Below are 23,155 nucleotides of genomic sequence, written 5' to 3' on the forward strand. Positions count from 1 at the left end.
TAAAGTTTTCCGACCGGCGGGCTCTACTGCCGCGCCGGTCCCACACTCAGCACCACGGTGCGAGAACCGCTCCGGTTCAACGATTCCCGACGAGGGTTCGCCCGGGTGCGCGGCGGGCGGGCGAGGAACCGGGGGTCCGCCCGCACAGTGCGACGGAGGTGCGGATCATGTGCGCCTGATCGGCGAATCCGGTGCGCACCGCCACCTCGGCGGCGGGCTCGAACGGCAGCAGCAGCCCAGCCTCGCGCAATCGATACCAGCCGCGCAGCCGGGTGAGCGGTCCGCCCAGCGCGGCGGCCGACAGCTGGCGCAGACGGCGCGGCGAGACACCGGTCAGATCGGCGAGCTCGTCGAGATCGGTGGTGGTCTCCAGTGATTCGAGTGCCAGGCGCAGCCGGGGATCCACCGGCGCGGGCGGATCGAACTCCCCGCGCAGCAGGCCGCGCAGCCGATCGGGGTCGGCGACGTCGACGGCGGCCAGCAGGCGGTCGACCGTGCGCCTGCCGAGCCCGCGCATGCTCGGCCGCTGCGGAATCGCCCAGTAGTACGGGTCGATCCAGAGGCAGGTGAATCCCACCCGGTGGTGGTCGACCATGTGACTCATCCCCGGCGGCAACAACACTCCCGCACCGGCGCAGGTCCGCCCGGCGGCATCCGTCACCGTCAGCGGCCCGTCCCAGGACAGCATCAGCTCCCACGCCGGACTCCGCGAATACCCCGACGCGGGCCCGGACTCCTCCCCGTACCAGGTGAATTCGCCGCAGACCCCGGCAAGACAGCGACTGCCGTTCCGCTGGAGACCCCAGGCCCGCGGTGCGTCGATCATCGATCCATGCTCGCATCCCTCGCGCCGCCCTGAAACTCCGCCGGTGACCGGTTAAGTTGTGCTCGAAGGCCACCAGAGCGGAGGAACCGGTCATGTCCCAGCCCGGCTACTACCCGCCGCCCTATCCGGGCGCGGTCCCGCCGCAGCCGCAGCGGGTGCGGCCCTCGGGCTGGTGGATCGTGGCCGGGGTCGTGGTGATGGTGCTGGGTATCGCCGGGGCGGTGGCGGTCGGCGTCGCCGGTTTCGTGCAGATGTCGGACAAGGTCGACAACTTCCAGCGGGTGACGTTCCCCAACACCGGCGAGCTGCGGCTCGAGGCGGCCCACGACTACACCGTGTATCTCGAATACCCCGGCGCTGGCTCGAGCCGGCCCGGTCAAGCGGCCCGGGCCCGCCTCACCGATCCCTCCGGCCAGATCGTGCACCTGGAGAACTACACCGCCGACGAGAACTACAGTTTCGGCGATCACCACGGCCGGGCGGAGTTCTCGTTCCGATCCACCCAGGCCGGGACCTACCGCCTGGAAACCGACGGCAGCTCGGATATCACCGCGGCCGTCGGCGACGGCCTCGGCTCCTCGATCGTGAGCACGATCCTGATCGCCCTGGCGATCGGCGCGATCGGTTTCGTGCTGGGCCTGGTCATCATTGTGGTCGTGATCGTGCGCCGCAGCCGTTCACGGCGACAGCCGACCGGATTCTGAGCTCAGATACACCACGAGTTCCCGGGGCAGACCGTGGGTGTCGTGCAGATAGCGATAGTCCTCCTCGGTCAGCGGGCCGGTGAACCGGCTGTGCGACACCACCTTCCGGCCGCGTTCCAGTAGTTGCCCGAACCTGTGTTCTTCCTCGAGCAGGACGCTGCGGACCTCGACCGGATCACACGACTGCCGAAAGTGCCCGAGGGTCTGTTCGATCAGTTCGATCGGCAGGTCCGACAAGGAGCGTCCCCGCTCGTCACCCCACAGGGTGGTCAGCGCCCGCCGGATCAGTCGGCGCGGCACGTATCCCCGCCCGTTCGGCGACGGCGTGACCCCATCGCCGAGAATCGCTATCCCCGAACGCAAATGGTCCGATACCAGCCGCATCGAGGTCTCGTCCAGGGTCCCCCAGAGCTCGGGCAGGATGCCGCGCCAGGGCTGGAAGAGATCGATCTCGTGCACGGACTTCTTCCCTTGCAGGACCCGCATCAGCCGTTCCAGCCCCAGCCCGGTGTCGACAGTGGGCCGGGGCAACGGTTCCAGGCTGCCGTCCGATTGCCGGACGTATCGCATCATGACGTGATTCCACACCTCGGACCAGCGATCGTCGGTCGTCGGTGTGCCGCACGGAGTTCCGGACCCGGTCCAGACGAAGATCTCCGAATCGGGCCCGCAGAGCCCGATCGGCCCATTGGACCACCAGTTCTCCTCAGTGGTCGACTCCACCGGCACCCCCGCTTCCTCCCACGTCCGCAGCGAGTCGGCATCCGGGCCCACCTGCTCGTCACCGCCGAACACGGTGACGTGCATCAGCCCCGGATCGATGCCGAACCCGTCCCGCAGCAGCTCGAAACCCCAACTCAGGCTTCGCGGTCCGCCGTAGTCGCCGAGCGACCACGACCCGAGCATCTCGAACACGGTCAGATGCGTGTCGTCGCCCACCTCGTCCAGGTCGGTGGTCCGCAGACAGCGCTGCAGCCCGGTCAGCCGAGACCCCAACGGATGTGGCCGTCCCATCAGGTACGGCGTCAGCGGATGCATGCCGGAGGTGGTGAACAACACCGGATCTCCCGGCGGGGACACCAGTGATCCGCCGGGTGTGACGTGATGCCCGCGCTCGCGGAAGAACTCCAGAAAGGTGTGAACGGTCTGTTCGGTGGTGAACATGGCGATGGCTCCATCGAGGTGAATTCGACCGGGAACGACCGCATGCGAGCAGCACTCACACCTGTCAGCGGACCGTTTCCGGTCGCCGACAAGGGTTCAGAAGTCAGGCGAGGGCGACCGGCGAGCCGATAGCTCGCGCGGCAGCGAATCGCGAAGTGACCTCCATACCCGGCACCGTAGCAACGAGCCCGCCGCGAGCACGACCGGATTTCGGCATCTACGGTGGCGGGGTGACCGCCGACGCCCGATTGCTGTTGATCAATGCCGCGGAGCGGCTCATCGCACAGCACGGCTACGCGGCATTGTCATTACGGCAGGTCGGGGTGGTCGCCGGGCAGCGCAACAACTCCGCGGCGCAATATCACTTCGGGACCAAGGACGGTCGGCTCGAGGCGATCATGACCGCATGATCACGGACCTGAGTCTCGGCCTGCTCGAGCAGCGCCGGGCCGCCCACTTCGCCGGCGCGCTGCAGGCGGGCCCGCCGCTGGTGCGCACCATCAACATCCATCGGATCGGTGCTGTCGGTGATGCGCGTTGCTGGTCGGCCCCGACGGCGTATGCGGATTCACCGGCGGCATGACGATTCCCGGCCACTCGGCGCTTTCGGCCCGGGCCGGGGCCGTTGAGCACTGTGGAGTCTCTGAGAAATATCCAGCCCGCCACCGGATGCCCGAGACGCGAACGCGCCCCGCTGGAATCGGCGGGGCGCGTTCGATTTTCGATCAGCCGAACAGGCGGGCGGCCAGGTCCGGGGTCAGGACCTCGTAAGCCTCGGCGGTGCGGTTGTACCACCAGGTGCGGTCATCCGGCTCGGAACGACCGGCCGCCTGGACCGCGCGGGTCGAGGGCCGGTAGGTCGAGCTGCGGGGGATGTCGTCCACGACGTACACGATGTCGGGGCGCTGGTCGGGGGCCAGGGCCCGGACCGCCTCGGTGACGTCCTTGGGCGCGAGGCTGTAGCCGTCGCGGACGCTGACGGCGGCCACCGCGAGGATCCGGTCCCCGGCCGGGAGACCGAAGGCCACCTCCATGTCGATGGCCGTGACGTCGTTGAGCAGATCCACGATCGGCTGGGTGTAGACCGGCCCGCGCGGCGTCGGGATCACCGTGTCGCGGCGGTCCATCAGCCAGTAGTCGCCGTCGCTGTCCCGGCGGAAGAGGTTCTCGGTGGGCATCCAGGCGTCACCGGGGGTGAAGACGCCGCGCAGGCCGCCCGCGGAGAGGTCGACGGTGTCGGAGACCGTGCCGACCAGCAGCCCCACCTCGTTGTCGGCGCAGCGCCGCGCGAATCCGGTGTCCTCCACCTGGATTTCATCGGTGATCGGGTCGTAGGCGATGAGTTCGACCTTGGCGGTACCGGGCACCGGCCGCCCCTTGCAGCCGATCTTCACACCGGACACGTTGGCCAGCACCACGTCTCCCTCGATGGAGGCGTAGAACTCGAGCACCTTGGCGGGCGCGAACCGCTCCTGGGTGCGCCGCCACAGCCCGGCGGGCATGCCGGAGCCGATGAACAGGCGAATGGGATGCGGGTGCCCGTAGGGGAATCCGTCCGCGTCGAGGATGTCGCGCATCATGGTCCAGGTGTAGGTGACCACGGTGACGCCGTAGCGGTGCACCTCCTCGGCGAAGCGCGCCGGCTCCAGCGAGCGGGCCAGCGCGATCCGGCTGCCACCGGCCACCGCGCCGCCCAGGCTCACCAGCAGACCGGACGAATGATACAGCGGCGCAAGGCAGTACACGGTGTCGTGGCGGCTCAGGTCCGCGGCCGAGGCGGTGCCGAAGGCCGACAGCGCCCAGCGGTGGTTGGTGACGTACTTGACGTCGAACTTGTCGCCGGTGCCGGTCACCAGGATGAACGCCAGCTCGCGCGCCAGACCCGGATCCGGGCGATACCAGGCGGGCAGGCTCACCCGCGCCGGATCGATCTGCTCCAGGTCGACCACGTCACCGCCCGCCGGGATGTCGAGCCCGCGTGAGTCACCGCCGCCGAGCACCAGCACCCGATGGCCGGTCGCGACCGCGCTGTGCAGGTTCTCCGGGTCGGCGATGATCAGCTTGGTCCCGGTCAGCTCGGCGACCTTGGACAGTTCGCTGCCGGGCGCGAGCAGCACGGCGACCGCGCCCAGCCGCGACAGCGCCGCGACGGCGGCCAGCGCACTGGGCCGGGTCTCCATCACCACGCCGACCCGGGTGGCCGGGCGCACGCCCACCGAGATGAGCCCGCGCACCACATTGTCGATGCGCTGATTGACCGCCTGCTGGGTGTGCACGCGATCGTCGAACAGGAACAGCTCCCGCTGCGGCCCGCGCCGCGCCTGCTCGGCGAGCAAGCGGCCCAGCGAGATTCGCGTGTGCGGCTGGATCATGCCCAGCCGGGTCAGGCGCGGCAGCGCGCGGGCGGCCTCGCCGGTGAGTTCGACGGTGCCGCGCAGGGTCTGCCCCGCCACGCCCTCGATGGTCTTGCCCAGGCTGGTCCCGGCCTCGGCCAGGCTGCCCAGCGCGTGCACGGCCCGGGTGAGCCCGGTGCGCGGCCCGTTGCGGACGACCTCGGTGCTCATGGGCACGACCTGCTCGGGCAGTTCGCCGCGCCCGCTGAGGAAGTTGACCCAGTCGCGCACCACGGGCCAGGTGTTGCGGGTGGCGGTGGAACCCGACACCAGACCGAAATGCCCGGCCACGATGCTGGTCTCGTACACGTCGGCGTTCGGGGCGGCGCGCACGATGCCGCGCACGGCCGCGGGCTGGCCGATGTCGTCGACCTCGCCGACGAAGGCCAGGATCGGGCAGGTGATATCCGCCAGCGAGATGAGCTGATCACGGATCACGAAGCCGCCCAGCATCATTCGATTGTGCTTGACGAACTGCTGGAGCAGGTCGGTGAGCGCCGGCCCCGGGTAGCCGATGAAGCCGTCGACCTCGAGAAAGCGGCGCTGACGCTCCTTGGGCAGCAACGCCTCCCGGTTGTGCAGCTGGCGCAGGAAGTCGATGCGGGCCCGCGCGGTCTTGACCGGATCCAGCGCCTGGAAGCCCAGGCGCACCATGGAATCGGTGATCGGCAGCCGGTTGAGCACGTGGTCGGTGAGGAAGTCGGCGGCGTCGGAGACCAGCCCGTGCGGCAGCCCGAACGGCATGCCCGCGACGGCGTCGACCGGGCTGCCGAAGGTCACGATGGACTCGACGCCCTTGCCGTCACGGTAGGCCGCGGTCTGGTAGGCGAACATGCCGCCTTGCGAGTACCCCATGAGATGCACACCGCGCCCGGTGATTTCGGCGACGGTGTCGATGGCGCTCGAGACCGCGAGCACGTGGTCGGCCAGATCCCGGTCCCAGCCGCCCTCTTCGGTGGCGGGCGATCCGAAATCGACCACCCAGCAATCGATTCCGCCCTCGTGCAGGATGCCGACCGCGCCGTCGGCGGCGTTCACGTCCCAGATCTCGGCGGTCACCATGATGGGCGGCACCAGCACCACCACCGGGCGATCGGGCACGGTGTCGTCCGGGAAGTAGTGCCGCAGGCGGTACATCCGCTTCCGCTCCACGACCTCGTACGGCGACGATTCGATATCGTGAACCAGGCCCCCGAACCGGATCACCTCGAGTCCGTTCTGCGCGGTCGCGACGAGTCGCTCGATCGGACCGACAACGGACCTCGTATTGAATTTCACGGCTTCTCTCCCAGACTTTTCCTGGCCTTGACCAGCGTCACCCGCCCCGACGCGTCCCGATGAGCTTGCCATAGCACCACCCTACTGCGCTGGCGCTGTGACCAGCACCATGCGGGCTATCCGCCGTGCCGCTCCGGAACCGGGCTCCGCAAAGCAAACCGGCCGTTTGGGGTTTACGGGATACAGCAACATTCCAGGCATCAGGTTTTGGCATTTCGATACACCACGCGAGTCGGCGGCCTACCATCGGTAGCGCTGGAACGCACTGTCGCGCTTGTCAATTCACTCACTTGACTAATTCCTGCAGGCCCCCACCGGGTCTGCTGTTTCGCCGTGGACTCCCCCGCTTGTCTCCGCGGTGTCCCTTCGAGGTGAGGACCGCAGCATGACCATTGAAATGCCCCTCGAGACCACTAACGGTCAACGCAAGTCCCTCAGTACGGCCGCCGCCCACCAGTTGGCGCACACCACCAAATCCGAACCGCAGATGCAGGGCATCAGCTCCCGCTGGCTGACCCGATCGCTGCCGTGGAGCCAGGTGAAGGGCGGTGTCTACCGCGTCAACCGGCGCCTGACCCACACCGTCGGCAACGGCGAGGTGGAGTTCGTCATCAATGGACCCAGCGCCCGCGTCATTCCGCTCGAGCTGCAGGAGCTGCCCCAGCTGCGCGGCTTCGACGACGAGGACATCCTGGCCACCGTGGCGGGACGCTTCGAGCAGCGCGACCTGCCGCCCGGCACCGTGGTCGCCGAGTTCGGCAACCCCATGGATCAGGTGCTGCTCATCGTGCACGGCAAGCTTTCCAAGATCGGCACCGGCGAGTTCGGCGAGACCACGAAGGTCGGCATGCTCGGCGGCGGCGACTTCTTCGGCGACGCCACCCTCACCGACCCCGACGCCATCTGGCCGGTGACGGTCAAGACCGTCACGCCCACCACCATGCTGGTTCTCAGCCGCTCCACGCTGCAGCAGCTGAACGACCAGATCCCGGCCCTGCAACAGCATCTGTCCTCGGTCGCGGAAGCGCCCGCGCTGCCGCAGAACAAATACGGCGAGGCCGAAATCGTCATCTCCTCGGGCCATTCCGGGGAACCCCTGCTCGACGGCACCTTCGTCGACTACGACTCGCAGCCCCGCGAATACGAGCTCAGTCTGGCGCAGAGCGTGCTGCGGGTGCACACCCGCGTCGCGGACCTGTTCAACGATCCGATGGATCAGATCGAGCAGCAGCTGCGCCTGACCGTCGAGGCCCTCTACGAGCGGCGCGAATACGACCTGGTCAACAACCCCGACTTCGGCCTGCTCCACAACTGCGATCTCAAGCAGCGGATCTACAGCGAGTCCGGCGCGCCCACCCCCGACGATATGGACGAGCTGCTGTCCATGCGGCGCAGCACCAAGCTGTTCCTGGCCCACCCCAAGGCGATCGCCGCCTTCGGCCGCGAATGCACCAGGCGCGGAATCTATCCCGACCCGGTCGAGGTCGACGGCCACCGCGTGCCCGCCTGGCGCGGGGTGCCGATCTTCCCGTGCGGCAAGATCCCGGTCAGCGACACCCAGACCACCTCGATCCTCGCCATGCGCACCGGCGAGAAGGATCAGGGCGTGATCGGCCTGCACCAGACCGGAATCCCGGACGAGTACGAGCCCAGCCTGAACGTCCGCTTCAAGGGCATCGACGATCAGTCGATCATCTCCTACCTGGTCAGCTGTTATTACTCGGCCGCCGTCCTGGTCCCCGACGCGCTCGGCATTCTCGACAATGTGCTGGTCGCCCGTCAGTCCGACTGAGCGAGGTGTCCCGTCATGTCGGTGCTCTCCCGCGCCGCGGCCCCGCCTGCCACCTCCGAGGTGGCGGCGGCCGTCGCCGCCCTGCTGACCAACCTCGACACCACCGCGCCACCGGTTCTGCTCGCGACCACCGAAACTCCCGTTGAACCCCCGGCAGCAGAGTCCCCGTCCCCCCACAGGCTGCTCGGCCCCTCCGGCCTCGGGGCCCCGAGCCTCCGTGTGAACCTACCCACCCCCCAGGTGATCACGGAGCTCGCGGGACAGGCATCGCGTCCGCCGTCGCCTGCCGGCGGCGCGGTGCCGACGGGCGGTCTGCCCAGTACACCTGTGCACCAACCACTCCGGGCCATTCCACGCTCGCTGAGCTTGGGACAAATGCCCACCTCGGTCGCGCCTGGATCGCAAGGTCCGGGCACGGCCGCCGCACCGCCGACCGGCGGTCGGCCCGCCCGGCGGATTGCCAGCGGTCCTACTGGGATCGGGACGACATCCGCATTCCGCCGGGCGGGGGTGGCCGGTGCGCCACCGGCCACCGGGGCGATTGCCGATGCGGCGCAGGCGGTTCCAACGTCCGCGGCGGCTCGGCCGGAAAATGCGGTTGCGGCTGGATCCCCGCGGATATCGCACGGGCCCAGCGGGATCGGGACCGGCGCGGTTCGGCGCGGCCAGGGCGCTGCCATCCCGGCCCTGTACTGCCCGCCGCCCGTGCGGGACAACCCGGCGCTGGCCGAGGCGGTGAATGCCGGGATCATCGCCTGGGCCAAGGAGATCGGGCTCTACGAGGGCCGGCTCGAGGAGTTGCACAAGGCCGACTTCGGGCGCTTGATCATGCTCGCGCATCCGGACTGCGACGACGCGGATCGACTGCTCGCCGCCGCCAAGTGCGCGGTGTCGGAGTGGTCGGTGGACGACTACTACTGCGAGGAGGACGCCAGCGACATCGCGCCGGACGGCACCGAGTCCCGTGCGGAGGCGGAACTGGGGCCGCGGCTGGAACTGGCCGCCGCCGCCATGGATCCGGTGCACCTGCCGCTGCGGTATCAGGCGGAGGTGGAGAAGGCCATGGAGAACGATCCGATCCTGCGGGCCTTCCGGACCTCCTTCGAACACCTGTCGCGGTTCGCCACCCCGGCCCAGGTGGCCCGGCTGCGCAGCGAGATCGCGGGCTGGTACATCGCGCTGGGCGCGGAGGCCGGCTGGCGGCTGGCGGGCCGGATGCCGCCGGTGTGGGAGTACCTGCTCAACCGGCAACCGCACAGCTTCCTGCCGTGCATGGCCCCGATCGACGCGGTCGGCGGCTACGAGATACCGGCCGCGGAGTACACCGATCCGCGGGTGCGGCGGGTCACCACCACCGCCGCGCTGGCCGCCCAGATGGTCAACGACCTCTACTCCATGGCCCGCGAGGATCTCTCCGGCGGACGGGAATTCAACCTCCCGACCGTGCTGGCCGCCGAGGAGCACTGCTCGCGCCGTGAGGCCGTGCAGCGCACCGCCGAGGTCCACGACGAACTGATGCACCGCTTCGAGGCCGAGGCGGGCGTGCTGGCCGCCACCGGTTCCCCGGAGCTGCGCCGCTTCCTGACCGGGCTCTGGGCCTGGATGGGCGGCAACCGGGCCTGGCACGCGGACAGCCGCCGCTACAAAGAAGGCCCTTGAGCCACACCCTTTTTCGCGCGCAGTACTTCCAGCGTCATATCACCCATTCGAGAGGATGACCTGTCATGACCGCGCTCCACCCGCAGCCGGACGCCGTGCTGAAAACCGAATACCAGAAGTCGGTCGCGTCCTACTGGAACAACAACCCCAACGACGATCGCGTGAACACAAAGCTGGGCGAGGTCGACGGGCTCTACCATCACCACTACGGCATCGGCGAGCCCGATCTGTCGGTGCTGGAGGGCCCCGAGGAGACCCGCCAGGAGCGGATCGTCAAGGAACTGCACCGCCTCGAGACCGCGCAGGCCGACGCCCTGCTCGACCAGCTCGGCGACATCCGCCCCGGCGATCGGCTCATGGACGGCGGATCCGGGCGCGGCGGCACCAGTTTCATGGCCAATCAGCGGTTCGGCTGCCAGGTGGACGGCGTCACCATCTCCGAATACCAGGTGGGTTTCGCCAATGAGCAGGCCCGCGAGCGCGGCGTCTCCGACAAGGTGCGCTTCCATTTCAAGAACATGCTCGACACCGGTTTCGAATCCGGCTCCAAGCGCGGCATCTGGACCAACGAGACCACCATGTACGTGGACCTTTTCGAGCTGTTCGCGGAGTTCTCCCGGCTGCTGGAGCCCGGCGGGCGCTACGTCTGCATCACCGGCTGCTCCAATGACGTGTTCGGCGCGCGCTCGGCGTCGGTGAGCTGGATCGACGCCCACTACGGCTGCAATATCCATCCCCGCAGCCAGTACTTCAAGGCGCTGGCCGAGAACAACCTGGTTCCCGTCGCGGTCACCGACCTGACCCCGGCGACCATCCCCTACTGGGAGCTGCGCACCAGGTCCGATCTGGCCACCGGGGTCGAGAAACCCTTCCTGACCTCGTACAAGGAGGGCAGCTTCCAGTACCTGATGATCACCGCCGATAAGGTGGTCAGGTGACCGGCGCTCTCGACACTTCCGACACCACCCCGGTGGTCGACCGTGAGACCCTGCTCGTCGAGCTCGTGGACGAGCAGGGCCGGGCCCAGGGGTCGCTGTCGGTGGCGGCGGCGCACACCGCGCCGGGGCGGCTGCATCGAGCGTTCTCGGTGCTGCTGTTCGATGCGGACGGGCGGGTGTTGTTGCAGCAGCGGGCCGGGGTGAAGACGCGGTTCCCGCTGCTGTGGACCAACACCTGCTGCGGGCATCCGGAGCCGGGTCAGGCCGTCGTGGAGGCGGCCGCCAAGCGTTTGCACGAGGAGCTGGGGATCACCGCCGACCTGTCCGAGGTCGGCACCTTCACCTATCAGGCCACCGATCCGAATACCGGGCGGGTCGAGTTCGAGTTCGACCACGTGCTGATCGGGACGCTGGAACAGACGGTGCCGCAACCGAATCCGGACGAGGTGGACGACATCTCCTGGGTTCGGCCGGACACCCTCGCCGAGCAGGTCGCGACCGAACCCGAGCGCTACACCCCGTGGCTGAGCGGAGTGCTCGAAACCGTGGCCGCCGCGCGCTCCTAGGCCGTCACGGGCCGGAGCGCCAACGCTGTGCGGCACGGCCGATTTCGGTAGTCGGCGCTTCGCCGTAGAGCCATTCGCGGGCGATCCGATGCCAGTTGTTCGTGGCGTGCAGCTGGCCGAGCGCGGCGAAGGTGAACAGGGGTGATCCCGGTAGCGCTCCGCGACCCGATGCTGTGTCCCGGCCTCGTTCACGTAGTCGAGTTCGCCGCCGATATTGCGGGCGATCTCGTCCAGGACCCCGGCGTCCCCGGCGCTGGGCAGCACCGATCTCAGCAGCCCGCTGAACATTTCGAGATTGCAAGGCGGAGCGTTCCGCGAGAATCCGCCGGGCCTGCTCGGGTCGCCCGATCATCGACAGCCGCGTCCCTACGCCGCGGGCGGCCTGCCCGGCGGCGAGTCGTCCGAGGCGGCCGCCGCGCGCCAGTCGGCCCTTCGGTATTCCGCCGGCCGTGCCAACCTCCTCGGCGTTGTAGCGCAACAACATACCGGGCCGGGATCGATCTGCGCCGGTTAAGATGAGCATCGCTCAGTTTCACCGCAGCAAGGAGGCTGCACATGCCGCCGAAGGCCGTGCGCCAACGCCGCCGACCGACCCAGGAGCGGTCCAAGGCCACCCGCGAGCACATTCTGGACACCGCGGCCCGGCTCTTCGGCGAGCGCGGCATCGCCGACACCTCCACCAACCGGATCGCCGCCGAGGCCGGGGTGAGCATCGGCACCCTGTACCGGTACTTCTCCGATCGCGGTGTCATCGTCGACGAACTGCTGGGCCGGCTGCTCGAGAACGCCGAACGCCGCTTCACACAATGGGTGTCGGGGCTGTCGCGGCAGACGCTGCCGCAACTGATGGTGTCGAGTGAGCAGATCATGACCGAACTGCTGGACGTGTTCACCGAGGAACTGGTCGACAATGCCAAGCTGGTGCGGGCCCTGGTGGCGGGCGTGCAGTTCTACAGCAGCGGACTGCCGGAATTCGAACCCCGCCTGCGCCTGCTGGTCAAGGTGCTGCTGATCCAGATCCTCGGCCCCGGCGACGACCACGAATACGACATGATGACCTTCGTGCTGATCAACACCGGCTTCGCGGGCGTGCTGCGTGCGACCGCCCTGGAGGTCGGCGGTCAGGAACGCCAGGAGGCCATCGCCATGACCGCCCGCATGATCAGCGCCTGGATCGACACCGAGATCCGCAAACGGCAGCAGTTCACCGAGACTTTTCAATTGCCCACCGGCGCATCGAGTCCCGCGCGCTGAAGTGGAGGGAGCGGTGGCGCCCGGGTGCGGCGGGCAGCCACGCTCCGGCACCCGACTACCGGGTCACAGGGATCCGCCGCCGCCCAGGACCCACGGATTGAAGGTGCAGGCCAGATTCGGATGCCGCGCCGGATCCAGCGCCCGCAGCGCGATGGACAGGGCGCGTGGCGAATACATCATCGTGAGGTGGTCGGACACGTCCTGTTCGCAACCGTCCTGCAGCGTGATGTTGTCGACCCGCGCACCCGGTCCGGCCTGGAGGAAGGTCAGGCCGTAGGGGTTGGTGATCTCGTCGTAGCGGGTGCCGACAATGGTGTAGTCGATGCCGGGCACCGTGTCCCCGTTGGCGTTCAGCTTGTTCACGAAGTCGGATCCGATGGTCTGCTGAATTCCCGAGTGGCCCACGAAGATCTCCACCAGCCCCAGCACGTCGATGCCGAAGTTGTTGACCGCGCGGCCCAGCGCGCCGATGCCGTCGAGGGAGGTCCCGTGATTGGTCGCGCCGAAGGTGATCAGGTTGTGCACCTTGGCGGCCCCGCCCTCGAACTTGGTGTACCAGTTCGACATCGCCCCGCCCTGCGAGTGCGCGACGATATCGACCTGGGAGGCGCCGGTGGCGGCCAGCACCCGATCCACGAAGGCGGCCAGCTGTTTCGCCGAGTCCTGGATGTATCCGGTGCCCATGGTGCCCGGCAGTATCGAGCCGAGGCCGCCGCCCTCGAGCAGGTTGGATCGGCCGTAGTTGAGGGTGAAGGTGCAGAAGCCCGCGTCCTTGATGGGCTGGCCCATGAACGCGAAACCGTTGTAGGCGTTCATCCAGGTGCCGTGAACCATGACCACCGGCCGCGGATGCTCGGCGGTCGGCTTGCAGTTCCAGTCGTTCGCGCCCGGCGGCGACGCGTCCGGATTCAGCAGGCCATAGCCGAAGGCCGCCAGCCACGAGGTCATGGGCGGGCCGTAGCCCTTGGTGTCGGAGGCGTAGCCGCCCGAGGATCCGGAGCTGGAACCGGAGCCGCCGTAGCAGTCGCCGGAACCGTTGCCGGACCCCGCGCCGCTGCCGGAGGTGCACGCACTCCCGGAATCGGCGATCGGGGCGCCCTGTTTCACGCCCGCGGCGATGTAGTCGGCCAACTGTTGTTCGGTCGCCTGTCCTTCGTTCGGAGGGGCCGACGGTTCGGCGTCGGCTCCCGCTCCCGAGAATCCGACGGCCAGCAGGGACACCCCCGCCATGACCGCCGTCCTTACCGTCCCGCGGCGGGTACTTCGTCTCATTTCGTGCCTTCCTGCAACCCGGCGTGTATTCGAGTTCCGCTGCCGCCGTTCGTTTTTCCCGGCACCGAAACCGCGATCACGCTAAGCCGCGACGGAAGGCCCCAGCAGGGCTGTCACCGAAGCCTGGAGCAGCTCACCAATATCGAATGCGAAATCCCGTGAGACGCTACAAAAGTGTCTCCGGAGGACGGATCACAAATACCCGCCATTGATTTCGGGGATTTCTCCAGATATCTCCCGGATTTCACGCGCCCGCCCGCACGGCACGAATCATTGACAGGATCCGGAAAGGACCGACAGTGAATCACAGCAGTCTGAGCGGCGGTGCGGAACAGGCGCTGGCCCTGGTCGGCCGCCACTACCGATGCCCGGAACCCTTCCCCGTGGAGCGGACGCGCATTCGCGAATTCGCCCGCGCGGTCCAGGCGTTCCATCCCGCCCACTGGCAGGAGGCCGCGGCGGCGCGGCTGGGTTTCGACGCGGTCGTGGCCCCGCCCACCTTCGCCGCGGTGGTGTGGCAGCAGGCGCGGCGCGAGATCCTCGAGCAGCTGATCACCGGCTACCGCCTGGATCGGATCGTGCACGTGGACCAGACCCTCGACATCGGCCGCCCGCTGCTGGCGGGGGACCTGCTGACCTGCGAGGTGTACTTCGAATCGTTCCGGCACTTCCGGTCTTTCGACGTGCTCACCGTCACGGCGGTGCTGACCGATCAGCACGGTGTGGCGGTCCAGACCGGTTCCACCGCACTGCTGGCCCGCACCGGCGCGCCGGACGACAGTTCCGGCCGGGCGCCGGTCGCCCGGGCGGGCTTCGCCGAGCCCGATCCGGTGATCGCGACGGGATTACGCCACACCCGCCTGCCGCGCACCCGCATCGACTTCGACCGGCTCACGGTCGACACCCGGCTGCCCGCCGCGGCCACCATCGTGCGGTCGGGCGATCTGGCGAATTACGCACGCACCGTGTGCGATCCGTCCGACGGGCTCATTCGCCCGGGGACACCCGGCGACACGCCGCCGCTGGTGGCGCCCGGCATGCTGGTGCTGGCGCTGGCCGCCGGATATGTCACCTCGTGGACGCGGGACCCCGCCGCGGTGACCAAGTACCGGGCCGAATTCGCCAATCACGTGCACTATCTGACGGTGCCCCGGCTCGACGACGCCGAGATCGAGTTCAGCGGCCGGGTGGTGGCGCGGGATCAGCGCCGCCGCACCGCCACGGTCGCCATCGAGGCGAAATCGCAGGGCCGCAAGCTGTTCGGCTATGCCAGCGCGGAGGTCAGCTTCGCGGCCCCGGTCGCGCGCTGAGCACCGGGCGGGCGGGCGCCTCGAGTCCCCGCACGAGCAGCGCCGCGCGGGCCCGGGCGATGCCCTCCGGGCAGCCCAGATCCAGCCCGGACAGCCGGTGGATGCGGCGCAGCCGATGGGTGATGCTGTTGGGGTGCATGCCGAGTCGGCGTGCGGTCTCCATGCGGTCCAGGCCGGTCTCCAGGAAGGTGACCATGGTGTCGAGCAGCCGCGGATCGCCGCTGATCGGCGCGAGCAGTCCGGCCAGGTGCTCGCGCGCGGGACCCGGCCGCGACAGCTGGTATTCGACCGCGAGATCGCGAATGCCGTAGAGACCGGCGGGATATCCGAGGTCGTGGACCAGTTCCACCAACTCGTGCGCGCGGGCCGCGAGATCCGCGATGCGCTCGGTCGGACCGGTCAGCGCCACCGCGGTCAGGCCCACCCCGGCCGCCTCGGTCAGCGTCGCCAGTGCCCGCGGCGTCATGGGGAAGGCGTCCGCGGGTTCGGGCCCCGCACTGTCACCCTGCGGTACCAGCACGGTCCCGCCCGCGGTGGTCAGCAGCGACAGCGCCCGCGATCCGAGCGCGGTGTCCAGGGCCGCCCGCACACGACACAATCGGCGCGCGGCCGTCGCCTCGCCGGCCGACTCCTCGATCGGAATGCTCAGTGCGACAACCTGATAGCCGCACGCGATCGCGATCCCCGCACGCAGAGCCGGCGTGGACCGGCGGTGGCCGCTCAACAACGCCGCCACCAGAGTCTGTGCGGCGATTCGTGGTGTGCTCAACACGCCCTCCTGATTTCGGCCCCAGGCTACGAGGCGGCCGGGCGTATTCGCCTGCATCACCGGCTTTTCGGATACTTCACATACTTCGATCCGCCTCGCTGTGATCGGAGAACGAGCGCGCGATGAGCGCGGAACGCAATTGCCACAGATCGGTGGTCAGGGTCGGGTCGAAACCGGTGAGCTGACAGATGCGTTTGAGTCGGTAATCCACCGTATTGGTGTGGATGTGCATGAGGCGCGCGGTGCGCTGCCGGTTGAGGTTGTTGCTGATGTGGCATTTCAAGGTGTGCAGCAGTTCCGGATGGGCGTCGAGCGGATCCAGCAGCGCGCCCAGGGTTTCGCGGCCCGGTCCCGGCCGGGTGAGCTGGTATTCCAGGGCCAGATCGGTGAAGCGGTACAGCCCGGCGACGCATTGCAGCCGCTGCACCATGTCCAGCAGTTCGTGCGCGCGGTCGGTCCCGGCCGGTATCTCCTCCGGGGAGGCGACCAGCACGGCCGCGGTGATCGGCACTCGCGCCGCCGCCGAGAGCTGGGCGACGAGAAGGTCCAGGTGGCTGTCGATCCGGGTCGAGGTGGGCACCAGGACGGTGCCGCCGTCCACGCTCAGCAGCGCGAGCGCGCTGTCGCCGCAGCGAGTCGCGAGTTCGGCCTGCAGCCGGCGCAACTTGCGGCGCGCCACCACCTTGCCGTCCAGCTGCGGGTTCGCCTCGTCGGGATGTTTCGGAACGGCAAGGGCCAGCACGTAATACGCGGCCGCGATCTCGATACCGCATTCGCGGGCCATGGTCGAGGTCGGGTGCCCGCCCAGCAGTGCCGAGGTGAGGGTGTGCACGGCGGTGTGGTGTTCGGAGACCACGGCCTTGTGCTCGCGGATGTAGGCGCGCGAGACGATCGCGCTGATCGTGTCGAGCATGGTGACCACGAGTTTCGCGCCCGCGACCAGATTCTCGTGGTCGCCGGCGTCGGCCGTGGACATGACCCGGTCCATCCCGAGCTGGAAGCCCTCGTGGATCGAGTGCAGGACGGTGTCGATGGGCACGCCCTCGCGGGCCCATCCGGCCGCGGCCTCGCTCAGGCGGCTCGTCTTGGCCGGGATGTCGCGACCGTCGAGCATGCTGACGGCCAGTTCCAGGCAGACGCGGGTGACGGTCGTGACGTCACCGGCGATGATGTCGCCCGGCAAGGTCGCGCACGGGATGACGTGGTCGACGAAATGGCCTACCAGCTGCCGGGATACGGTGCGCACGTCTTGGAGTGGGGCGGACATCGGCCGACCGGAGACGGTCAGGCCCACCCTCGGGGTTCCGTCGGTTGTCATCGTCGACTTCCTTCCGATCAACCGCTCTGCATCGGTGGATTTCGAACTCTAAGGTGGTCGAGGACTCACCTTCTACTCTGTTTCGAAGCAACGACGGCTGAGCGGCGGATCACCGGAATTACCTGCGGATTCGATCGATTGCCGGGAACCGGCGTCCACACACATCACGCGGTGTTGGTGAGATCAACTCATCTTTTTCGGCGGGAGCGATCCGGATCGGCGGGTCAGCGCCAGAGCCTGCGACAGGGCAACGGCCGCAGTCCCGCCCGCACGCGGAGGTCCACCCGGACGCTCAACCCGGTCAGCGTGGCCGCGGAGGCGAATTCCCATGCCTCCGTGCGGGTGGCCGCGTATTCGAGTTCCATCCGGTCCTCCCCCGGGCCGGGAAAACACACCACCACTCGATGAGTCAGGGCATCCCGAACCACGCTGGAGGCGGTGAACTCGAGGCTGTGACTCATTACCCGACGGTAGATCCACCACCCGGCGCCCAGGGCGAACCCGACGCAGCACTGTAGAACTCACAGTGACGCCGGGTTACACCTTGTGGCGAATCAGCCTAGACGGCGACGGGATCCTGCTCGGCGTCCAGCAGCCAGTCATTGGGGGCGAACAGTTCGAAATGCACCCGATCCGAGGGGATTCCGGCCTGCGTCAGCTGGGCACGGACATGCTGCAGGAAGCCTGTGCCGCCGCACAGGTAGTAGTCGGCGTCCGGTGGAAGCGCGACCGCGGCCACGTCCAGCAGCCCGTCGCCGTCATCCTCGTACCAGGTGCGCGAATACACGTCCTGCAGAGTGGTTTCGAGTTTCTCGGTCGTCTCGCGCAGTGGGTGCGTGGCGGCCGAGCGGTCGGCGTGCAGGATCACCGTTGGGCGCGAGGGCGTTTCGGCGGCCAGGTACTCGAGGATGCCGACCATCGGGGTGACGCCGATGCCCGCGGAGATCAGGACCACCGGGGTCGTCGCGTCGGTATCGATGGTGAGATCACCGAAGGGCAGGGTGATTTCGAGAGAGTCACCGGTGTGCACGGTCTCGTGCAGCCAGGTCGAGACTTCACCGGCCGGAATGTCGGCCGTGGCCGCGACCTCGCGCACGGTGAAGGCCAAGCGGCCGTCGCCGGTCCGGTTGACCAGACTGTACTGCCGCAGCTGGCGGGCGCCGTCGGGCAGCTTCGCACCGACCGAGACGTACTGACCGGGCACGAATTCCGGAAGCGGCCGAGTCGGATCGGCGGACTCCACGACGAAGGTCGCCACTCCCGAAGGATCGTCGATGCGTTCCACCACACGGGTTTCGCGGAAGACGTCACCGGGCTCCACCCCTGCCGCATCATAGAGCTCGCGCTCGAAGTCGATGAGGGTCTTGGCCATCAACCAGTACACGCGGTCCCAGGCGGCCGCGATCTGCGGGCTCACCACGTCCGCGCCCAGCACCTCGACGATGGCGGCGAACAGATGCTCGTGCACGATCTGATACTCGGGCTCGGTGACGGCCAGCGAGACATGCTTGTGGCCGATGCGGGCCAGCAGTTCCCGCGGATGCGGCAGGTCCGGATCGACCAGGTGCGAGGCGAACACGGCGATCGAGGCTGCGAGCGCTTTGGGCTGACCGCCCTGCTTCTGATTGCCACGATTGAAGCGGTCACGGAGGAGGTCCGGGTGGGCGGTGAACATCTTGTCGTAGAACAGCGGGGTGATCTGGTCGATGTGCGCGGCCACCAGGGGCAGGGTCGCGCGAATCACCTCGGCGTGCTCTGGTTCCAGCTCGGGGACGACGTTCAGACTGGACTCCGGGGCGAGCCTCATGAGGTCTCCTACCTATCGATGAGAGCGGCTGCCGGCGAGAAAACCGGCGCATGCAGCAGATCCACGGTGCGCTGATCCACCAGATCGGCCAGGAGGTACCGATCGAGCTCCGCGTAGAAGGCTTTCTGTGCGTTGGCGAGTACACCTCGCAAACGACAGGCATTCGCGATCGGGCACGGATTATCGCCGGTGCAGTCGATGACTTCGTTATCACATTCGAGCTGGCGGACAATAGTGCCGATGGTGGTAGTTCTTCCCGCTTCGGTCAGGAAGATCCCGCCGGTGCGCCCGCGCTGGGACTCGACATAGCCGAGTTCGGCGAGCCGGGAAACGGCCTTGGCAACGTAGTTTTCGGAAGCATTCACCTGTCGCGCAATGAGTTTGACGGTGACTCGTTCCTCGGCTCCGCTGCTGACCGCCAGGCGCATCAGCGCTCGCAAGCCGAGATCGGTGAACCGGGAGAGCTGCATGACACCTACGGTACTAATTCCGTTTCCGAAAAGCATATTTTCCAGCTGTGCGCTTTAATACCTCACGCCTTGGGGAATATGTAACCCGAAACACAGTCCACAAAGGACCTTTATCACTTGACGGCAATTCCCTGGCATCGACCAAAGCCGCTGCCAGGGAAAACATCTCACGCCGCGGCCATGAGCCGGGTCCGGGTGGCCAGGACGTAATAGACGACCAGCGCCAGACCGCACCCGATGAACCAGCTGTACTGGGCCGCGGTGTGCATGCCGTAGACACTGGTGGCCAGCACCGGGAAGACCGCCGCGACGGCTCCGACGACGGTGGAGATCACCGCGACCGGGTTGAAACCCTTGCTGTACCAGTACTTTCCGGTCTCCGACATGGTGAACAGCTGATCCACCACGATCTCCCGCTTGCGCACCAGGTAGTAGTCGGCGATCAGCACCCCGAACAGCGGGCCGATGAACGCGCCCAGCACCTCGAGGGTGTAGTGGATGACGTCGGGATTGTTGTACAGGTTCCACGGCGTGATCAGCACCGAACCCACCGCCGCGATCATGCCGCCCATGCGCCAGCTGATCTTCTGCGGGCTCACGTGCGAGAAGTCGAAGGCCGGGGAGATGAAGTTGGCGACGATATTGATGCCGACGGTGGCGATGGTGAAGGTCAGCGCGCCCAGCACGATGGCGAACGTGGAGTCGATGCGCGCCACCGTCTCGACCGGGTCGGTGATGAGCTCGCCGTACACCGGGATGGTCAGCGACGCGGTGATCACCACCAGCAGCGAGAAGGCCAGGAAGTTGATCGGCAGGCCGAGCAGGTTGCCGCGCTTCACCGCGGCCATGGACTTGCTGTAGCGGGAGAAGTCGCCGAAGTTCAGCATCGGGCCGGAGAAGTAGGAGACCACCAGCGCGATCGCGCCCAGTACCACCGGCAGGGCGTCCCAGCCGTGGTACTTCACCGAGCCCAGCTGCAGGTTGATCGAACCCCAGCCGGCCTTGTAGATCAGGTATCCGCACAGGAAGAACATGACGACGTACACCGCGGGGCCGCAGAAGTCGATGAACTTGCGGATCGATTCCATGCCCTGCCAGAACACCGCGGCCTGCACGATCCACAGCACCAGGTAGGCCGCCCAGCCCAGCAGCGACAGGCCCAGGAAGCCGTAGTCGTGGGCCACCGCGTAGGGCGCCAGACTCGGGAACAGCTTGACCGCCACCACGATCAGCGCCGCCGAGGCCAGATAAGTCTGGATCCCGTACCAGGCCACCGCGATCAGTCCGCGAATGATTGCCGGGATGTTCGCGCCCTTCACACCGAAGGCGGTGCGGCACATGACCGGATACGGCACTCCGGCGCGCTGGCTGGGCGCGGCGACCAGATTGCACAGGAAATATACGATCGTGATGCCGATGAGCAGTGCGGCCAGCACCTGCCACCCGGCCAGGCCGAGCGCGAAAAGGCTGCCCGCCGTGACATATCCGCCGACGCTGTGCACATCCGACATCCAGAAGGCGAAGATGTGGTACGAGCCCCAGGTCTGTTTCTTCAGGGGGGCAAGATCGTCATTGGTCAGCCTGGGGTCGTAATCTGGAGCGGGATTCGCCGCGACGGTATCCGTCGCGGGCGAAACGATATCGGTCATTGGGGCATCCGATCCGAGAGCCGAACTTGGGGTGGGCTCAAGGTAGGAAAAAGCCGTTGCCCTCGGATTGCTTTTCGGTTTCCCCGTTATTGCGTGACCCGTATATCTTTCACGCGACAGCTTTCCGCCGCCGTGCCGAGCTCACATCATGCTGGCGCTCAGGTGCCCGGGACCGGTGGTCAGTCCGGGTCCGAGGCAGCCCATCACCATCGCGGGGGTCATCATCTCGTAGTCGGCGGTCACCCGGACCCAGCTGCCGAGGCCGAAACCGCTCACCACCTGCAGCGGCCCGACCGTGGGCTGGGCGATGCCGACGGGCCAGGGGCCCCAGAGCGTACTCGAATCGCCGTTGTCCCAGGTGATCCACACGGTCAACGGGCCGTCGGCCGGATGCATGCAGTCCGACCACGCGATGTGCTCGCCGGTGAAGGTCGCGCCGGTGATCCCGGGGTAGCCGGTGCAGCCCCACAGGCGGCCGACCGAGGTGAAGGTGAGCAGGGTCGGGGTCATGGTGATCGCGCCGTTGACGGCGGTCCAGCGGAAGTCGCCGCCGCTGCAGGTGCCGATGGTGTCGGCGGGTGCGGGCGGGGCGAGCGGAATCAAGGCGGCGACGGTGGAAACGGTCAGCGCGGCCAACGATTTCACCAGTGGGGGCACAGCGTGAAGATAATCCTCCGACCAGTCTCTTCACCGGATTGCCGGTCGCTCGCCGTGTCTGATTCCCGCTGTTCGACGACAGTCCGGTGAATGCCTGGCAACATGGCGCGCATGGAGCTCATGGCGCGGATCGAAGCGGCGGCGACCCTGCTGGCACCGGTGATCCGGCGGACTCCCGTGGTGGCGTCGCGGGTGCTGTCGGAACGGGTCGGGCACGAGGTGTGGTTGAAGTGCGAGAACCTGCAGCGCACCGGCTCGTTCAAGCCGCGCGGGGCCTACAACCGGATCGCGAACCTGTCGGCGGCCGAGCGGGAGCGCGGCGTGGTGGCGGCCAGCGCGGGCAATCACGCGCAGGGCGTCGCGTGGTCGGCGACCTCGTTGGGAATCGAGTCCACGGTGTTCATGCCGGTCGGGGCGGCGCTGCCGAAGTTGGTGGCCACCAGGGCCTACGGGGCGACCGTGCACCAGGTCGGCGACACCATCGAGCAATCCCTCTTCGCCGCACGGGAATTCGCCGAACGCACCGGGGCCACGCTGGTGCATCCCTTCGACCACATCGACATCGTGGCCGGGCAGGCGACCTGCGGGCTCGAAATCCTCGACCAGCTACCGGATGTCGGCACGGTGCTGGTTCCGACGGGCGGCGGCGGGTTGCTCGCGGGCGTGGCGGCCGCGCTGCAGCGGTTGAAGCCGCAGGTGCGGGTAATCGGGGTGCAGGCCGCCGAGGCCGCCGCCTGGCCCGCCTCGCTGGCCGCCGGGAAGCCGGTGGCATTGGAGCAGATGGCGACCATGGCCGACGGCATCGCGGTCGGGCTGCCCGGTGAGGTGCCGTTCGAGCACATCGTCGAGAGCGCGCCGGCCATCCTCACCGTCGACGAGGAGGCGCTGTCCAAGGCGCTGCTGCTGTGCATGGAACGGTCCAAGCTCATCGTGGAACCCGCGGGCGCGGCGGCGGTCGCGGCGCTGATGGCCTGCGACGCAGCCGAACTCGACCTGCGGGGCCCGGTCTGCGCCATCCTCTCCGGCGGCAATATCGACCCGTTGCTGCTGACCCGCGTGATCGGCCACGGCCTGTCCGCCGCCGGCCGCTACCTCGCCGCCCGCATCACCATCTCCGACCGTCCCGGCAGCCTCTCGCGCCTGTTGGCCGAGCTCGGCCGCACCGGCGCGAGCGTCGTCGACGTGGTCCACTCCCGCACCGAATCCTGGCTCGCCATCTACGAGGTCGAGGTCCTGCTCACCCTCGAAACCCGCGGACCCGCCCACCGCGACGAGGTCCTCACCGCCCTCGCCGACGCGGGATACGTTGTCCGCGTCGAGGATTGACCC

The 23,155-nt window shown here is 68.0% G+C and carries 22 protein-coding genes and 1 pseudogene; 10 read left to right on the forward strand and 13 right to left on the reverse strand.

Annotation, left to right across the window (positions count from 1 at the left end; all coding sequences use genetic code 11):
- Nucleotides 1-76 precede the first annotated feature (76 nt).
- Nucleotides 77-826 (reverse strand): helix-turn-helix domain-containing protein, encoded by a 750-nt coding sequence (locus GPX89_RS38420; protein WP_235949076.1) that lies wholly within the window; start codon nucleotides 824-826, stop codon nucleotides 77-79.
- A gap of 92 nt (nucleotides 827-918) precedes the next feature.
- On the opposite strand from GPX89_RS38420, the gene GPX89_RS38425 reads away from it, so the two are divergent.
- The gene (locus GPX89_RS38425) at nucleotides 919-1,530 is read left to right on the forward strand and encodes a hypothetical protein (protein WP_157392688.1); all 612 of its coding nucleotides are present in this window, start codon (nucleotides 919-921) and stop codon (nucleotides 1,528-1,530) included.
- Here GPX89_RS38425 and GPX89_RS38430 read toward each other — a convergent pair.
- Nucleotides 1,504-2,694 (reverse strand): alanine--tRNA ligase-related protein, encoded by a 1,191-nt coding sequence (locus tag GPX89_RS38430; RefSeq protein WP_157392689.1) that lies wholly within the window; start codon nucleotides 2,692-2,694, stop codon nucleotides 1,504-1,506. The genes GPX89_RS38425 and GPX89_RS38430 overlap by 27 nt on opposite strands.
- Nucleotides 2,695-2,924: 230 nt before the next feature.
- On the opposite strand from GPX89_RS38430, the gene GPX89_RS45120 reads away from it, so the two are divergent.
- Both GPX89_RS45120 and GPX89_RS38440 read left to right on the forward strand, forming a co-directional pair.
- Complete coding sequence (locus GPX89_RS45120; protein ID WP_198347793.1) at nucleotides 2,925-3,104, forward strand: TetR family transcriptional regulator; 180 nt, start codon at nucleotides 2,925-2,927, stop codon at nucleotides 3,102-3,104.
- Nucleotides 3,101-3,277, forward strand: coding sequence for a hypothetical protein (locus GPX89_RS38440; RefSeq protein ID WP_157392691.1), 177 nt, complete (start codon nucleotides 3,101-3,103; stop codon nucleotides 3,275-3,277). Before GPX89_RS45120 ends, GPX89_RS38440 begins: the two co-directional genes overlap by 4 nt.
- Before the next feature lie 142 nt (nucleotides 3,278-3,419).
- On the opposite strand, the gene GPX89_RS38445 is transcribed toward GPX89_RS38440, so the two are convergent.
- On the reverse strand, nucleotides 3,420-6,365 hold the full coding sequence (locus GPX89_RS38445) for an AMP-binding protein (RefSeq protein WP_328602790.1): 2,946 nt from the start codon (nucleotides 6,363-6,365) through the stop codon (nucleotides 3,420-3,422).
- Between the two features lie 385 nt (nucleotides 6,366-6,750).
- On the opposite strand from GPX89_RS38445, the gene GPX89_RS38450 reads away from it, so the two are divergent.
- A complete protein-coding gene (locus GPX89_RS38450; protein ID WP_157392693.1) occupies nucleotides 6,751-8,157 on the forward strand; it encodes a family 2B encapsulin nanocompartment shell protein in 1,407 nt (468 codons plus the stop codon).
- Here GPX89_RS38450 and GPX89_RS44065 read toward each other — a convergent pair.
- A complete protein-coding gene (locus GPX89_RS44065) occupies nucleotides 8,145-8,288 on the reverse strand; it encodes a hypothetical protein (RefSeq protein WP_198347804.1) in 144 nt (47 codons plus the stop codon). The two genes, GPX89_RS38450 and GPX89_RS44065, sit on opposite strands and share 13 nt — an antisense overlap.
- A gap of 244 nt (nucleotides 8,289-8,532) precedes the next feature.
- Here GPX89_RS44065 and GPX89_RS45680 point away from each other — a divergent pair, with 244 nt between their 5' ends.
- The 3 genes from GPX89_RS45680 to idi all read left to right on the forward strand — a co-directional run bounded on the left by GPX89_RS45680 (nucleotide 8,533) and on the right by idi (nucleotide 11,320).
- The gene (locus GPX89_RS45680; RefSeq protein WP_268893445.1) at nucleotides 8,533-9,816 is read left to right on the forward strand and encodes a family 2 encapsulin nanocompartment cargo protein terpene cyclase; all 1,284 of its coding nucleotides are present in this window, start codon (nucleotides 8,533-8,535) and stop codon (nucleotides 9,814-9,816) included.
- 65 nt (nucleotides 9,817-9,881) lie between these two features.
- Nucleotides 9,882-10,754 carry a geranyl diphosphate 2-C-methyltransferase gene (locus tag GPX89_RS38460; RefSeq protein WP_157392694.1) on the forward strand — a complete coding sequence of 291 codons (873 nt, stop codon included), beginning with the start codon at nucleotides 9,882-9,884 and terminating at the stop codon, nucleotides 10,752-10,754.
- Entirely contained in the window at nucleotides 10,751-11,320 is a 570-nt protein-coding gene (gene idi / locus GPX89_RS38465; protein WP_328602791.1) for an isopentenyl-diphosphate Delta-isomerase, read from the forward strand. The genes GPX89_RS38460 and idi overlap by 4 nt, the downstream gene beginning before the upstream one ends.
- Nucleotides 11,321-11,612: 292 nt before the next feature.
- On the opposite strand, the pseudogene GPX89_RS46365 reads toward idi, so the two are convergent.
- Nucleotides 11,613-11,804: pseudogene (locus tag GPX89_RS46365) on the reverse strand (hypothetical protein); the annotation flags it as partial.
- 71 nt (nucleotides 11,805-11,875) lie between these two features.
- Here GPX89_RS46365 and GPX89_RS38470 point away from each other — a divergent pair.
- On the forward strand, nucleotides 11,876-12,574 hold the full coding sequence (locus GPX89_RS38470; RefSeq protein ID WP_157392695.1) for a TetR/AcrR family transcriptional regulator: 699 nt from the start codon (nucleotides 11,876-11,878) through the stop codon (nucleotides 12,572-12,574).
- Nucleotides 12,575-12,637: 63 nt separating this feature from the next.
- On the opposite strand, the gene GPX89_RS38475 is transcribed toward GPX89_RS38470, so the two are convergent.
- Nucleotides 12,638-13,804, reverse strand: a complete 1,167-nt coding sequence (locus GPX89_RS38475; protein WP_235949078.1) for an esterase/lipase family protein — start codon at nucleotides 13,802-13,804, stop codon at nucleotides 12,638-12,640.
- Nucleotides 13,805-14,145: 341 nt separating this feature from the next.
- Here GPX89_RS38475 and GPX89_RS38480 point away from each other — a divergent pair, with 341 nt between their 5' ends.
- The gene (locus GPX89_RS38480) at nucleotides 14,146-15,156 is read left to right on the forward strand and encodes an FAS1-like dehydratase domain-containing protein (protein ID WP_157392697.1); all 1,011 of its coding nucleotides are present in this window, start codon (nucleotides 14,146-14,148) and stop codon (nucleotides 15,154-15,156) included.
- Here GPX89_RS38480 and GPX89_RS38485 read toward each other — a convergent pair.
- The 7 genes from GPX89_RS38485 to GPX89_RS38515 all read right to left on the reverse strand — a co-directional run bounded on the left by GPX89_RS38485 (nucleotide 15,128) and on the right by GPX89_RS38515 (nucleotide 21,826).
- Complete coding sequence (locus GPX89_RS38485; RefSeq protein ID WP_157392698.1) at nucleotides 15,128-15,925, reverse strand: PucR family transcriptional regulator; 798 nt, start codon at nucleotides 15,923-15,925, stop codon at nucleotides 15,128-15,130. The two genes, GPX89_RS38480 and GPX89_RS38485, sit on opposite strands and share 29 nt — an antisense overlap.
- 76 nt (nucleotides 15,926-16,001) lie before the next feature.
- On the reverse strand, nucleotides 16,002-17,243 hold the full coding sequence (locus GPX89_RS38490) for a PucR family transcriptional regulator (protein ID WP_157392699.1): 1,242 nt from the start codon (nucleotides 17,241-17,243) through the stop codon (nucleotides 16,002-16,004).
- Nucleotides 17,244-17,467: 224 nt separating this feature from the next.
- Nucleotides 17,468-17,704 carry a hypothetical protein gene (locus GPX89_RS38495; protein WP_157392700.1) on the reverse strand — a complete coding sequence of 79 codons (237 nt, stop codon included), beginning with the start codon at nucleotides 17,702-17,704 and terminating at the stop codon, nucleotides 17,468-17,470.
- Nucleotides 17,705-17,802: 98 nt separating this feature from the next.
- Complete coding sequence (locus tag GPX89_RS38500) at nucleotides 17,803-19,050, reverse strand: globin domain-containing protein (protein WP_157392701.1); 1,248 nt, start codon at nucleotides 19,048-19,050, stop codon at nucleotides 17,803-17,805.
- Nucleotides 19,051-19,058: 8 nt separating this feature from the next.
- Nucleotides 19,059-19,520 (reverse strand): RrF2 family transcriptional regulator, encoded by a 462-nt coding sequence (locus GPX89_RS38505; protein WP_157392702.1) that lies wholly within the window; start codon nucleotides 19,518-19,520, stop codon nucleotides 19,059-19,061.
- A gap of 167 nt (nucleotides 19,521-19,687) precedes the next feature.
- On the reverse strand, nucleotides 19,688-21,169 hold the full coding sequence (locus GPX89_RS38510; protein ID WP_157392703.1) for an NCS1 family nucleobase:cation symporter-1: 1,482 nt from the start codon (nucleotides 21,167-21,169) through the stop codon (nucleotides 19,688-19,690).
- 141 nt (nucleotides 21,170-21,310) lie between these two features.
- The gene (locus GPX89_RS38515) at nucleotides 21,311-21,826 is read right to left on the reverse strand and encodes a hypothetical protein (RefSeq protein ID WP_157392704.1); all 516 of its coding nucleotides are present in this window, start codon (nucleotides 21,824-21,826) and stop codon (nucleotides 21,311-21,313) included.
- 111 nt (nucleotides 21,827-21,937) lie between these two features.
- Here GPX89_RS38515 and ilvA point away from each other — a divergent pair, with 111 nt between their 5' ends.
- A complete protein-coding gene (gene ilvA, locus GPX89_RS38520) occupies nucleotides 21,938-23,152 on the forward strand; it encodes a threonine ammonia-lyase (RefSeq protein ID WP_407939550.1) in 1,215 nt (404 codons plus the stop codon).
- The last annotated feature ends 3 nt before the right edge of the window (nucleotides 23,153-23,155 follow it).

Source organism: Nocardia terrae, from assembly GCF_009760405.1.
Lineage (GTDB): Bacteria > Actinomycetota > Actinomycetes > Mycobacteriales > Mycobacteriaceae > Nocardia > Nocardia terrae.

Bases quoted from the DNA above. Each gene is read 5' to 3' on its own strand.
- GPX89_RS38420 (WP_235949076.1), bottom strand. From the start codon at position 826: ATGATCGACGCACCGCGGGCCTGGGGTCTCCAGCGGAACGGCAGTCGC.
- GPX89_RS38425 (WP_157392688.1), top strand. From the start codon at position 919: ATGTCCCAGCCCGGCTACTACCCGCCGCCCTATCCGGGCGCGGTCCCG.
- GPX89_RS38430 (WP_157392689.1), bottom strand. From the start codon at position 2,694: ATGTTCACCACCGAACAGACCGTTCACACCTTTCTGGAGTTCTTCCGC.
- GPX89_RS38440 (WP_157392691.1), top strand. From the start codon at position 3,101: ATGATCACGGACCTGAGTCTCGGCCTGCTCGAGCAGCGCCGGGCCGCC.
- GPX89_RS38450 (WP_157392693.1), top strand. From the start codon at position 6,751: ATGACCATTGAAATGCCCCTCGAGACCACTAACGGTCAACGCAAGTCC.
- GPX89_RS45680 (WP_268893445.1), top strand. From the start codon at position 8,533: ATGCCCACCTCGGTCGCGCCTGGATCGCAAGGTCCGGGCACGGCCGCC.
- GPX89_RS38460 (WP_157392694.1), top strand. From the start codon at position 9,882: ATGACCGCGCTCCACCCGCAGCCGGACGCCGTGCTGAAAACCGAATAC.
- GPX89_RS38470 (WP_157392695.1), top strand. From the start codon at position 11,876: ATGCCGCCGAAGGCCGTGCGCCAACGCCGCCGACCGACCCAGGAGCGG.
- GPX89_RS38475 (WP_235949078.1), bottom strand. From the start codon at position 13,804: ATGGCGGGGGTGTCCCTGCTGGCCGTCGGATTCTCGGGAGCGGGAGCC.
- GPX89_RS38490 (WP_157392699.1), bottom strand. From the start codon at position 17,243: ATGACAACCGACGGAACCCCGAGGGTGGGCCTGACCGTCTCCGGTCGG.
- GPX89_RS38495 (WP_157392700.1), bottom strand. From the start codon at position 17,704: ATGAGTCACAGCCTCGAGTTCACCGCCTCCAGCGTGGTTCGGGATGCC.
- GPX89_RS38500 (WP_157392701.1), bottom strand. From the start codon at position 19,050: ATGAGGCTCGCCCCGGAGTCCAGTCTGAACGTCGTCCCCGAGCTGGAA.
- GPX89_RS38505 (WP_157392702.1), bottom strand. From the start codon at position 19,520: ATGCAGCTCTCCCGGTTCACCGATCTCGGCTTGCGAGCGCTGATGCGC.
- GPX89_RS38510 (WP_157392703.1), bottom strand. From the start codon at position 21,169: ATGACCGATATCGTTTCGCCCGCGACGGATACCGTCGCGGCGAATCCC.
- ilvA (WP_407939550.1), top strand. From the start codon at position 21,938: ATGGAGCTCATGGCGCGGATCGAAGCGGCGGCGACCCTGCTGGCACCG.